The organism is Uliginosibacterium silvisoli, assembly GCF_036017035.1.
Taxonomy (GTDB): Bacteria; Pseudomonadota; Gammaproteobacteria; order Burkholderiales; family Rhodocyclaceae; genus Viridibacterium; species Viridibacterium silvisoli.
Genome location: NZ_JAYXHS010000001.1, coordinates 952,490 through 964,354, shown reverse-complemented (window position 1 = coordinate 964,354; position 11,865 = coordinate 952,490). Strand labels below are relative to the sequence as shown.

Genomic DNA, 11,865 nt, shown 5'->3' with positions numbered 1-11,865 from the left:
GCGCTTTTCCGACCTACGTGCGGTGCAGGGTGCGCTGCGCCTCGAGCCCTCCCTACGTCAAGGCGGCAAGTGCCTGCAACAAAGCCTCGCACTGCGCTTCGTCACCGATGGTGATGCGCAGGAACTGATCGATGCGCGGTGAGCGGAAATGGCGCACGAGGATGGCGCGTTCGCGCAACTTTGCTGCGAGCTGCGCCGCATCGTGTTGCGGGTGACGTGCGAAGACGAAGTTGGCGGCCGATGGCAGCACCTCGAAGCCGAGCGCCTGCATACGGACGACCAACGCTTCGCGACTGGCGATGATGCGCTGGCGCGTCTGCTCGAACCATTCGCGATCTTCGAGCGCCGCGACGGCGCCGGCCTGCGCAATGCGATCCAGCGGGTAGGAGTTGAAGCTGTCCTTCACGCGCGTCAGCGCTTCGATCAGGGCCACATCGCCCACCGCGAAACCAACGCGCAGACCTGCCAGTGAACGCGATTTCGACAGGGTCTGCACCACCAGCAGATTTGGGTAGCGCACGACCAGTGGAATGGCGGACTCGGCACCGAAGTCCACGTAAGCCTCGTCGACGATCACCGGCACATCGGACCGGGCTTGCAGCAAGGCTTCGATCTCTGCCAGCGGCAGCGCACGGCCTGTCGGCGCATTCGGGTTCGGGAAGATGATTGCGCCCGCGCCCTCATCGTAGTCGGCCAGGCGGATGCCGAAACCTTCATCCAGCGGCACTTGCTTGAAGGCGATATCGAACAGCCCGCAGTACACCGGATAGAAGGAATAACTGATGTCGGGAAAGTACAGCGGGCGCGGGTGCTTGAGCAGCGCCGCGAAGGCGTGCGCCAGCACTTCGTCGGAACCGTTGCCGACGAACACATTTGCCTCGCTCACGCCATGCATGGCCGCCACCGCCTGGCGTACCGTGCTGCTCTCGGCATTCGGGTAGAGACGCAGGCTGTCGCCCAGTTGAGCCTGCATCGCCGTGATGGCGCGTGGCGAAGGGCCGTACGGGTTCTCGTTGGTATTCAGCTTGATCAGCTTGGCGATCTTCGGTTGCTCGCCGGGTACATAGGGGCTCAGCGTGCTGACGAGGGGGCTCCAGAATTGACTCATGATTTTACGGCTGGGGACAAACCGCAATTCTAGACGACTGCGTAGCGTCGATCGGGCTGAAGGCCATCACCCGCCGGAGAGGGGGCTTGTCCGTGGCAACGATTGCCGGCGGTGGACTATGCCCCTTGCCCGCTCCGACCAGTCAATCCACGAGCGAGCCGCAAGTCAGATTTGCAATCGCGCCCGTCATGGCGCTGCCGCGGTCAGAGGCCACGAAAGCTGCGTAGTCGGCGACTTCGCCAAGCGTCGGGAAACGCTGCAGCAGCGTGCCGCTGCGGCCTCGTTCGGCCAGCATCGCATCCACCGTGGTGCCGAAGCGATCGGCGAAGCCCTGGAAGACCTGGCGGGCGTGCGAATGTGGCTGCGCTTCGGGGATCGCATCGGGCCGCAAGCAGATGACGCGGATGCCATTGCCGCCCAGCTCGCCTGCGAGCAGGCGTGAAAAGCCCTCGATCGCTGCGCAGGTCACGCCATAGCCCAGAAAGCCCTGACCCGTCATCCGTGCACCTGGTGTCGACAGCGTGAGGATCACGCCCGCGTGTTGTGGCGTCATGTGTCGCGCTGCCGCCTTGGCGGTGATGAAGTTGCTGCGCGTGTAGCCCGAAATCGGCAAGGTGAAGTCGGCCAGCGACAGCTCGGCCAGTGGCGGGCCCTGTACATGCATGAGGCCGATGGCATTCAGCGAAATGTCGATGCGGCCGGCGCTTGCCGCAATGGCATCGGCGTGGCGATTGACCGTATCTTCATCGAGGGCATCGAGCGCTGCGATGTCGACACGGCCACCCGCAGCGCGGATGTCAGCGGCTACGGCTTCGAGCCTGGCCAGCGTGCGGCCAGCAAGAAATACCCGGGCACCTTCGCGGGCGAAGCTACGCGCGACCGCGCCGCCGATGGCACCGCCACCGCCGTAGATGACTGCAACCTTGTCTGTCAGCAGCATGCTTCTCTCCTTCGCCTAAGTCCGGCATCAGCCAATATGCATATTTCCCAGCAATTCCAGCGCGCCGCTCCAGCCTTCGGCGTGCGACGCCACCGCCTCCTGATCCGGCAGGCGTTCGTGGGTCACCACGATCTCCGTAAATCCGCTGCGCCTACCTGCCCTGAAATCCACGGTGACCAGCGATTCGGTCTCGTGCGTGGCAGCCGAGATCCAGGTGAACACCAGCTGACGTGGCCTGTCGATGCACTGATAGACACCGCGATGCCAGTACGACTCGCTGAGTGCATGCATCGTCACCTCGAAGTGGCCGCCTTCACGTGCATCCAGCCTTGCCACCGAATGCGTCACGCCCATCGGGCACATCCAGATTGCAATGGCGTCCGGGTCCAGCCAGGCATCGAACAACTCCTCGGCCGAAGCCTCGATTTCGCGTCGCACGGTGATGCCCGGAAAGACGGCAATACCCGTCATGTCTGCTTGCCTTTCCTGACCACCGGCTTGTCAGCGGGCTTCTCTGCAGCACTGGCGGTTTTGCGCCGACTCCTCACGAAAGCCTCCAGTGCTGCCAGGCGCTGCTCCCAGAACTGGCGATAGAAATCCATCCAGTCGGCGGCCTCACTCATGGGCCTGGCGTTGAGCGACAACACATGATCGCGCCCGCTCACCGTGCGGCTGACCAGCCCGGCACGTTCCAGCATCCGGATGTGCTTCGACACCGAGTTGAGCGAGATCGGGAAGTCGCCGGCCAGTTCGGTCACACGCGCATCGGCCTGCGCCAGGCGCGCCAGGATCGCGCGCCGCGTCGGGTCTGCTACCGCACCGAATACGGCATCCAGCTGAGAGGTTTTATATTCATCCATATGGGTGAATATAGGCGCGCGTGGCAGACGGGTCAAGTAACGATGTGGCGTGTGCTCAAAGCGCCGCCCGCTTGCCGGCCCTGACCGGCATTGAATCGCGACGCTCTTCGAGGGAGATCACCGCCGGCCTTTAACGCAGATCAAACGTCCTCCTGATCCCGCTGGCGCCGCGCCAAGGCAGGCCTAGCCTGAATACAGGCAGATGGAAAACGGAGGGCAACATGGAGGAGAAAAGAACAGGTGCGGTGCGCACTCGCTGGAACAGGCTTTGCCAGAACACCCATGTCTGTAGCGAGTGCTGTGCACTGCTGTTCCTGTTGGTGGCCTTTGGGCTGGCGACGGTCGGGCTGCATATCGGGCCGCTTGCGCTGGTGCTGATGGCGATCCTGATTTCGGGCAGTGATATCTATGAATGGTGGAAGGAGCGACACTGACAAGAGATGCCATGGGAGTCACCCGCAAGCACTGCGCCAGCAGCGCAACGCGTGGGGAAAAGTGAGTGAGAGGATCTGCACGACGATGATCAGTACATGAGTCAGTACATGAGGCAGTGCATGAGTGCCGACATGAGCCGGCACAGGCAGGCAAGCAAACGGCCGCTTTCGCGGCCGTTTGTCTTTGCGCGCGCGTGCGCGATCAGGGGGTTGCTGAGCAACCCACTCTAAGCCTGATCCGGGCGGTAGCTCAGGCGGGGAATCCACAACAGCGCAATCATGCACAGCACAGCGACGACCGCTGTCAGCCAGATCGCCGGTGACGTACCCACCGCCCGCGACGGATAGATATTCACGAAGGCCGCCACGGCTACGAGGTTGCTCGCACCCACCAGCACCGCCGAAGCGTAGTCATGAAAACGCCGCGCGCGATTCGCTTCCAGCGCCCAGCGTGGATCGGTGTTGTAGCTCGGCAGCTTCACATGCCCGTCGTCGATACGCTCCAGCGCCGACAGGAAAGCACGCAGATTACTCAGCGCCCGCTCCGTCTTGTAGTTGAGAAAGGCGAGGCAGGTCGACGCCACCGGAAAGCCCAGCACCAGCCACTCCACCGGCAAAGCCGTCCCTCCTGCGCCCGGCTTCAGCGCCACCAGCGCTGCAAGCAAGCTCACCACCAGGGTCACGTAAAGGCTCAACGCCTGCTGTCGATGGGCGATGCGCGCATTCACTTCCTGCGCGGCTGCGATGTAACGGTAGTTGGCGTCTACGCCGGGCATGGCTTATCTCCTCGAGGTGGGGCTGTCGCAAGTGGGGGCGCTGTCGGGCAGAGGCTGCCATGCATAAAGGTATGCTTATGTGCTGCAAGTTAGCGCTCTTGCAGTTTGGATTCGGTAAAAAGCAACGACTCGCCAACGCGCTCATGTAGGGCGTCAATAAGCGAAGCGCATTGCACCGGATGTTTGTAAAGATAGATCGGCAACCATTCGGTGCAATGCCTTCCGGCTGTTGCACCCTACTTCTTGAAGTATATTCACAGGGGATTTGATCGCGAAATCATGCGGGGTGGCGATTACACTTCCCACCCTGCGTACCTCTTGAGCCTCCTCCACGAAACATTAAAAGAATGTCCAACAAGTTCTGGCGCTGTGTTGAATGTAGAAAATTCAATTTACCCCAAAGCAAGCAATGCACATTTTGTGCGGAAGCGCTTAAGGTCACATTGCCACCTGCTAGAGCACCCTTAGTGGAAAGGCAGAAAGAATCTGTTCACACATTGGCCGCTAACCTCTCGCCAGTTGGGGCTTTGGCGATCGCTGTATTCTTCCCTTTGGTTATTCTTACATGCGTATTGATGGCCCATGTCGACCTATGGATACTGGCCGTCCCGTTGTTTATCCTTACCTTAGCGGTCTCGGTCGAGGTTTTTCGGCCTTTGGCTAGAGCGGCAAAATCTGGAAAAGCGCTTCTCACTATTTCATCCGCTGGCATCTCAACGTCCATGTGGGACTTTGAGACAATCCCATGGCAAGACATAAAGTCAATCCATATTGAGAAGAGGCCCGGTTTAGATTCCCCCTTGAAGTACTACATCCTGCACGTAGAGGTCTTGGATCGAAAGAAATACTCAATGCCTTTGTCCGGATCAAACAAGCGAATTGACTCATTACTACGGCCCGGCACTCCCAAGCCCATGAACATCCGGGGGCTGAATGTCACTCCCAAGCGGCTGATGGCTGCAACTGAGTTCTGGCTTCTTCGACAGCAGAGCAACGTGGCTTAGCTCGTAGGGCGGGTTCGCGAGGCAACCCACCGTCTTCGTTGTGCGTGGCGGTGGGTTGTTGCTGTGCTTGTTCCGCAAGTAGGGCGCAATAACCGAAAGGCATTGCGCCGGATGTTTCCCTCCGGCATCGTGCCCAAATGCCTGACTATCGACGCGCCTGGTTACCGGGCGGCACGTATTTCTTCACTGTCAATCTTCTCCAGCGGCACAGCAACCATCTGCTTACGCGGCACGTAGAGTTGCTACGCGAAGTAGTCCGCGACGTCCGTGCTCGCCACCCTTTTGTGATTCACGCCTGGGTTGTGCTGCCGGAGCATCTTCATTGCATTCTCGAACTGCCGCCCGGCGATGCTGACTTCGCCACGCGCTGGCGTTTGATCAAGATGAATTTCTCGAAAGGCATTTCGCCATCAGACGAACGACGCGATGCCGTGCGGGTCCGCCGCGGTGAGCGTGGAGTCTGGCAGCGCCGATACTGGGAGCATGTCATCCGCGATGAGCGCGACTACCACGCGCATATGGACTATGTGCACATCAATCCACTCAAGCATGGACTTGTGAACAGGGTTGTCGATTGGCCGTACTCGACGTTTCACCAGCTTGTTCGGGAGGGCTTTTATGCGCTTGATTGGGCTGGCGGTGATGAGGGAGAGATCGAGGTGCCGGATTGATGTGTTGTGCATGAGACCATCCGGCGCAATGCGCTTCGCTTATTGGCGCCCTACGTTAGGACACGTTTGGTGAATGTGAAAACGGCTCGCGTGTGCGAGCCGTTTTGTTGCTGCGTGCGAGTCGGCTAGCGATTCGCCGTCGCCAGCCGATACACCACCGACACCATGCGATCCACTTCCTCGCAGGTGTTGTAGAAGGCCAGCGAAGGACGCACCGTGGTCTCGACGCCGAAGCGGCGCAGGATGGGCTGCGCGCAGTGGTGGCCGGTGCGTACGGCGATGCCTTCGCGGTTGAGGGCCTTGCCGACTTCTTCGGTCGTGTAGCCCTTGAGCACGAAGGAGGCGACGCTGGCTTTGTCGGCTGCGGTACCAATCAGGCGGATGCCCGGAATCGTCTTGAGACCATGCGTGGCGTATTCGAGCAGGTCGTGCTCGTAGCGGCCGATGTTCTCGATGCCGATGCGATCGACATAGTCCAGCGCAGCGCCGAGGCCAACCGCGTCCGCGATGTTGCCGGTGCCGGCTTCGAAGCGGTTGGGCGGTGGCTGGTAGACGGTGCGCTCGAAGGTGACGTCCGCGATCATGTTGCCGCCGCCTTGCCATGGCGGCATGTGTTCGAGGATGTCGCGCTTCGCATACACCGCACCGATGCCCGTCGGGCCGAAGATCTTGTGGCCGGAGAAGACGAAGAAGTCTGCGTCCAGCGCCTGCACGTTCACACGCATATGCGATACGGATTGCGCGCCGTCAACCAGGGCCTTGGCGCCGACGCTGTGCGCCATGGCGACAAGTTCCTTGATCGGCGTGACGGTGCCGAGTGCATTCGAGACTTGCGTGACGGCGACGATCTTCACCTTGTCGGTGATGATCTTGCGGGCTTCGTCGAGCAGGATCTGGCCGCTGTCATCCACGGGAATCACGCGCAGCTTGGCACCGGTCTGCGCAGCGAGTTGCTGCCAGGGGACGATGTTGGCGTGATGCTCGAGATTGGAGACGACGATCTCGTCACCCTCGTGAACGTTCTGCACACCCCAGGTCTTGGCGATCAGGTTGATCGCTTCGGTGGTGCCGCGCACGAAGATGATCTCTTCGCTGGAGCCGGCACCGATGAAGCGCGCGACCTTGTTGCGGGCGCCCTCGTAAGCATCCGTCGCGCGCGCCGCGAGTTCGTGTGCAGCGCGGTGGATGTTGGAGTTCTCGTGTGCGTAGAAGTACGAGATGCGATCGATCACGGCTTGCGGTTTGTGCGTGGTGGCGGCGTTGTCGAACCAGACCAACTGCTTGCCATTCACGCGTTCCTGCAGGATCGGGAAATCGCGGCGTACTGCGTTCACGTCGAACGGTGGATGACCGCTCGGTTGTGCGAGTGGGGCCTTGCCTGCTTCTTGACCGTTGTGACCACGCGTCAGATCGGTGAAGTAGAACCACCCATCCTTGCTGCTCGCTTGCGAGGGCTGTGCCGGCGCGCCGGGACGCGTCTGCGCAGCGGCTTGCGGTGCGCCTGCATCGGGTGATGACGGTGCGCCACCAAGCAGGACACGCAGCTCGTCTTCACCGGGCAGGCCGAAGGAGCGAGCGGTCACGCGGTCTTCGCGTGGCACGTTCACTTCAGGCGCAGTCTTCGGATACGCGCTCTGTTCGCCGAGGAAGTAGTACGGCGAGCTGGGCGGGTTTGCTGGCAAATGAGCAGGCGTCTGCACAGGTGCTTGCGGTGCGTCGATGCTGGGCAACGAGGCAGCGTAGGCTTCCGGCACGGCCTGGCCGGGGCTGCGGCTCGAAGCACCGGCGGTGTCGGCGAACTTGTCCGGCACGCCGGTTTGCGCAGCCGACGCAGGCGCCAGCGACGGACCGCGCGCGCCAAGGGCGAGCACGGGCTCGGGTGGCTGCGGCGGTGTGACGAGTTGCGACGGGCCACCGATATGGCTGAGCCCCAGTGGCAGACCGTTGCTCACGCCACCGGGTGCAGCCGTCGTCGGCAGAGCCGAAAAGAACTCACCGGCCAGCTTGGCGATGTCCACGATGTCGATGGGTGGCGTCAAACCACTCACACCCGACCCCACACCACCCAAGCCGCCTGCTTCCGCAGGATTACTTGTAGGTGTCTGGGTAGTCATGGAACTTGCCGACCTCCACGTCATCAAGCACAGCGAGAGCGTCGTCGGTCAGGACGGCGAGCGAGCAGTACAGCGAAATCAGGTAGGACGCGATGGCGTTGCGGTTGATGCCCATGAAGCGCACCGACAGGCCCGGGCTTTGTTCGCCAGCCAGACCAGGCTGGAACAGGCCGACCACGCCCTGACGCTTGTCGCCAACGCGCAGCAGGATGATCTTGGTCTTGCCATCGGCAACCGGCACCTTGTCCGAAGGGATCAGCGGGATGCCGCGCCAGGTCAGGAATTGCGAACCGAACAGCGACACGGTTGGCGGTGGCACGCCACGACGGGTGCACTCACGGCCGAAAGCAGCAATCGCCAGCGGGTGGGTCAGGAAGAAGGCCGGCTCTTTCCACACCTTGGTGAGCAGCTCGTCGAGGTCGTCCGGCGTCGGTGCGCCGGTCAACGGGAAGATGCGCTGTTCTTCGGCGACGCTGGCCAGCAGGCCGTATTCCGGATTGTTGATGAGCTCGGACTCCTGACGCTCCTTGATCGTCTCGATCGTCAGGCGCAGCTGTTCCTTGATCTGGTCGTGCGGGCTGCTGTACAGGTCCGACACGCGGGTGTGCACGTCGAGCACGGTGCTGACGGCGTTGAGGAAGTATTCGCGCGGCTGCTCTTCGTAGTCGACGAAGGTGTTGGGCAGCTCATCGGATTCGTTGCGTTGCGTGCATGCGACCTGCACGTCCTGCGGGTTCTTCACCTTGTTGAGGCGATAGATACCGGCTTCGACCGGCTGCCACTGCAGCAGATGCGTCAGCCAGCGTGGCGTGATGATGGAAAGCTGGGGGACGGTTTTGGTCGCATTGGCTAACTGCCGTGCGGCGTTGTCGCCCAATGCCTGTTGATTTACATCTGCCACGATCGACTCCTTATCTGGAAAATGAATATGGATAGCGGGAAAATTGCTAACCGAGTTTCGCGGTGATGAGGGATTACCTCAACATGCTATAGCCACCAATGGTGATGAATGACGGAGGCATGGTGGTTAGGTGTTGAGGTCGATCAACGATTTCCCCCTCTCCCGCCCTTGACGGGGCACCCTCTCCCTCAGGGCGAGGGGACTGCTAAGTTCTTGCCGTGCTCGCACCTGCGGTCTCGCTGCTTCACCAAGGGCCGGGCCGTTGCCGTTCCCTCTCCATTAGGGAGAGGGTGGCCGGTAGGCCGGGAGAGGGGAAAGCGTTCGTGCCCAGTGGTTGTAACTAGCAACTCGCACTCTGCTCCGCCGTCTTCTCATATCGCGCCAACAACGAGCTCGGCGTCACTTCCAGCGCGCTCGACAGCTTGATCAGGGTCGCCAGTGAAGGCATGGCGATGCCGCGCTCGATCTCGCCGATGTAGGAGCGGTTGAGGTTGGCGCGCTCGGCGAGTTGCTCCTGCGACAGGCTGTGCGTTTCGCGCAGTTGCCTGACGACGGAACCGAAGCGGATGCACAGGCTGCTCATTGCACGCTACCCGGTTCCTGTCGCAGGCCGCCCTGGGCGACATGGCTGCCGGCAGGCACGCTGCGCGTGAGCCAGACATTGCCGCCTATCGTCGAGCCCGCGCCGATGGTGATGCGGCCGAGCACGGTGGCGCCGGCGTAGATGACCACGTCGTCCTCCACGACCGGGTGGCGCGGCAGGCCCTTCTGCAGCGTGCCGTCCTCGTCCTTCTCGAAGCGCTTGGCGCCCAGCGTTACCGCTTGATAGAGACGTACGCGCGCGCCGATCACGGCCGTCTCGCCGATGACGACGCCGGTGCCGTGATCGATGAAGAAACCGGGACCGATCTTCGCGCCGGGGTGCAGGTCGATGCCCGTCTCGGAGTGGGCAATCTCGGCGACGATGCGCGCCAGCAAGGGCACGCCAAGTCCGTAGAGCACATGCGCGAGACGGTGGTGAATGATGGCGATGATGCCGGGGTAGCACAGCAGCACCTCGTCGACCGAGCGCGCTGCCGGGTCGCCCTGGAAGGCGGCGAGCACGTCGGAGTCGAGCAGGGTGCGTACGCCGGGCAGGGCCGCGGCGAAGTCGTGCACGATGGCGACGGACTGCAACTCCAGCGTGGCAGCATCGCCGGGCTTGTGACGCGCGGCGTAGTGCAGCTCCAGCCGCACCTGCACGAGCAAGGCGTTGAGCGCGGCGTCCAGCGTGTGACCGACGTAGAAGTCTTCGCTCTCCTGGCGCAGATCGGGCGGGCCGAGGCGCATCGGGAAGAGTGCACCGCGCAGGCTCTCCACGACTGACCTGAGCGCGTCGCGCGAGGGGAACTCGCGGCCGCCGAATTCGCGCTTGCGATGCTGGCTGGCACGCCATTGCTCGCGTGCTGCACGCAGGCCGCCAACCACGCGGTCGAGTTCCCAGTTGGGTACTGCAGCGAGGTGCTGCAGTGCTTCGTTTTCATCGGCACTCATGCCGCTTCTCCCTGTGCCTTTGTGCTGTCTTTACCGTATTGCTGTGCGGGTACTGCCGTCGTCGACGCGCAGGTCAGTCCCCGGCAGGCCATGCCTGCGGTACTGCGAATGACGATCTGCTCGTCATGTTGATCGCGACAGTGATCGCAATGGCAATCACCAGCAGACGCCTAGTCCTGCACCCATGGCAGGCCGTGATGACGCCAGCCATCGCTCGAGCCGCGCTGCTGCTGGGCGTTGATCTCGCCTTCAAAACCTTCGAGCACATTGAAGGCGTTGCTGAAACCGGCCTTGGCCGCTGCTTCCGCCGCGAGCGCAGAGCGCTTGCCACTGCGGCACAACAACAGCACGACCTGATCCTTCTTGACCTTGGCTTCGAGCTCGCGCGTGAAACGTGGATTGCGCGTGAGCGCCGTGCCGGTCGCCCAGGCAACGTGAGTGGAACCGGGGACGTGGCCAACGAACTTGCGTTCTTCGGCGGAGCGCACATCGACCAGCACGGCCGCACCCGACGAGAGCAGCGCCCAGGCATCGCGCGGCGAAACACCGCCGGCATACGGCAGGTTGAGCTCGTTCGCTTGTTGGCGGGCCTGTTCGAGGGCTTCGGATGAGGGGGCAGACAAGACGGCTGCAGGAGCGCTGCCGGCGGCAGCGAGGCCTGTCGATGCAGGCGCGGTTTCGGTGTGGATCGCGGACATCGCGTGTCTCCGTAATCAGATTGCGAGCTTGCAGATTACGGCTTCGTGCTTACACCTAAAACGAATAAAAACTTGGCTGGTTATCTGTAATTGTGCAAAAGGATGCGATGACAGGCGCGTGTCGACGCGAGCGCTCACACCGCGATCCTGTAGTCGTCATCAAGGCCCGCTCTGAAAGCTTGCATGCGGCGGGCGAGTGCGTCCCGGCGGCCGCTGCTGCTGCCGCTACCGGCCTTACCCGTGCCGCGACGGCGCTCGCCACCGCCACCGCCGAACTGGCCCAGAGGCAGATCGTCCTGCGCGCGGCGCAGTCGTTCGAAAATGAGCAGGCCCTCCGGCCACGGGCCGAAACCTGCGTCGGTGTTGATGTGTCCGGCGGCACCGATATTGATGAAGTGGCTACCCCAGCAATCGGCCAGCCAGGCGGCGCGCATCAGCCGCACCCACGGGTCGTTGGTGCTCGAGACGACCACGCTCGGGAAGCCGAGGTGCTCCGTCGGGATGATGTTCGTCACCTCGAACTTCTCGGGGTCGGCGGGCGCGACGAACATGGCACCGGCGATGCGATCGCGGTAGTCCCACGCGGCGTGGGCCGCGGCGAGGCAGCCGAAGCTGTGTGCCACGATCCACACGTGTCCCTTGGCACGGTCGAGCTGCTGGCGCACTGCGCCAGCCCAGCGTGCGATCTGTGGCGTGCTCCAGTCGCTCTGTTCGACACGTACACAATCCGGCACCTGACCTTCAAGCCAGGTTTGCCAGTGCGCGGGGCCGCTGCCATGCAGGCCGGGAACGATCAGGACGGTGCTCATGTGCGGAGCCCTTCTGC

General features: G+C 62.4%; 13 protein-coding genes. 2 read left to right on the top strand and 11 right to left on the bottom strand.

The window, feature by feature from the left end:
• Nucleotides 1-52: 52 nt before the first annotated feature.
• From hisC to VVD49_RS04380, 4 genes are all read right to left on the bottom strand, one after another.
• Nucleotides 53-1,108, bottom strand: coding sequence for a histidinol-phosphate transaminase (gene hisC, locus VVD49_RS04395; RefSeq protein ID WP_327597914.1), 1,056 nt, complete (start codon nucleotides 1,106-1,108; stop codon nucleotides 53-55).
• A 142-nt stretch (nucleotides 1,109-1,250) separates the two neighbouring features.
• Complete coding sequence (locus tag VVD49_RS04390; RefSeq protein ID WP_327597913.1) at nucleotides 1,251-2,048, bottom strand: SDR family NAD(P)-dependent oxidoreductase; 798 nt, start codon at nucleotides 2,046-2,048, stop codon at nucleotides 1,251-1,253.
• A 27-nt stretch (nucleotides 2,049-2,075) separates the two neighbouring features.
• Entirely contained in the window at nucleotides 2,076-2,519 is a 444-nt protein-coding gene (locus VVD49_RS04385; RefSeq protein WP_327597912.1) for an SRPBCC family protein, read from the bottom strand.
• Nucleotides 2,516-2,908: an ArsR/SmtB family transcription factor gene (locus VVD49_RS04380; protein WP_327597911.1), complete on the bottom strand. Its 393-nt coding sequence runs from the start codon at nucleotides 2,906-2,908 to the stop codon at nucleotides 2,516-2,518. The genes VVD49_RS04385 and VVD49_RS04380 overlap by 4 nt, the downstream gene beginning before the upstream one ends.
• A gap of 221 nt (nucleotides 2,909-3,129) precedes the next feature.
• Between VVD49_RS04380 and VVD49_RS04375 the strand changes: the two genes are divergently transcribed.
• Nucleotides 3,130-3,342 (top strand): hypothetical protein, encoded by a 213-nt coding sequence (locus tag VVD49_RS04375; protein ID WP_327597910.1) that lies wholly within the window; start codon nucleotides 3,130-3,132, stop codon nucleotides 3,340-3,342.
• A gap of 227 nt (nucleotides 3,343-3,569) precedes the next feature.
• Here the strand turns inward: VVD49_RS04375 and VVD49_RS04370 are convergent, their stop codons facing one another.
• Nucleotides 3,570-4,118, bottom strand: coding sequence for a hypothetical protein (locus VVD49_RS04370; protein ID WP_327597909.1), 549 nt, complete (start codon nucleotides 4,116-4,118; stop codon nucleotides 3,570-3,572).
• Nucleotides 4,119-5,259: 1,141 nt separating this feature from the next.
• Between VVD49_RS04370 and VVD49_RS04365 the strand changes: the two genes are divergently transcribed.
• Nucleotides 5,260-5,793 (top strand): REP-associated tyrosine transposase, encoded by a 534-nt coding sequence (locus VVD49_RS04365; RefSeq protein ID WP_327597908.1) that lies wholly within the window; start codon nucleotides 5,260-5,262, stop codon nucleotides 5,791-5,793.
• Nucleotides 5,794-5,918: 125 nt separating this feature from the next.
• On the opposite strand, the gene VVD49_RS04360 is transcribed toward VVD49_RS04365, so the two are convergent.
• From VVD49_RS04360 to VVD49_RS04335, 6 genes are all read right to left on the bottom strand, one after another.
• Nucleotides 5,919-7,907: a family 2A encapsulin nanocompartment cargo protein cysteine desulfurase gene (locus VVD49_RS04360; protein WP_327597907.1), complete on the bottom strand. Its 1,989-nt coding sequence runs from the start codon at nucleotides 7,905-7,907 to the stop codon at nucleotides 5,919-5,921.
• Entirely contained in the window at nucleotides 7,882-8,808 is a 927-nt protein-coding gene (locus tag VVD49_RS04355; RefSeq protein WP_327597906.1) for a family 2A encapsulin nanocompartment shell protein, read from the bottom strand. Before VVD49_RS04355 ends, VVD49_RS04360 begins: the two co-directional genes overlap by 26 nt.
• 340 nt (nucleotides 8,809-9,148) lie before the next feature.
• Entirely contained in the window at nucleotides 9,149-9,391 is a 243-nt protein-coding gene (locus tag VVD49_RS04350; protein WP_327597905.1) for a helix-turn-helix domain-containing protein, read from the bottom strand.
• Complete coding sequence (gene epsC, locus VVD49_RS04345) at nucleotides 9,388-10,341, bottom strand: serine O-acetyltransferase EpsC (RefSeq protein WP_327597904.1); 954 nt, start codon at nucleotides 10,339-10,341, stop codon at nucleotides 9,388-9,390. The genes VVD49_RS04350 and epsC overlap by 4 nt, the downstream gene beginning before the upstream one ends.
• Nucleotides 10,342-10,511: 170 nt before the next feature.
• The gene (locus VVD49_RS04340) at nucleotides 10,512-11,039 is read right to left on the bottom strand and encodes a rhodanese-like domain-containing protein (protein WP_327597903.1); all 528 of its coding nucleotides are present in this window, start codon (nucleotides 11,037-11,039) and stop codon (nucleotides 10,512-10,514) included.
• Between the two features lie 134 nt (nucleotides 11,040-11,173).
• The gene (locus tag VVD49_RS04335; RefSeq protein WP_327597902.1) at nucleotides 11,174-11,848 is read right to left on the bottom strand and encodes an RBBP9/YdeN family alpha/beta hydrolase; all 675 of its coding nucleotides are present in this window, start codon (nucleotides 11,846-11,848) and stop codon (nucleotides 11,174-11,176) included.
• Between the last annotated feature and the right edge of the window lie 17 nt (nucleotides 11,849-11,865).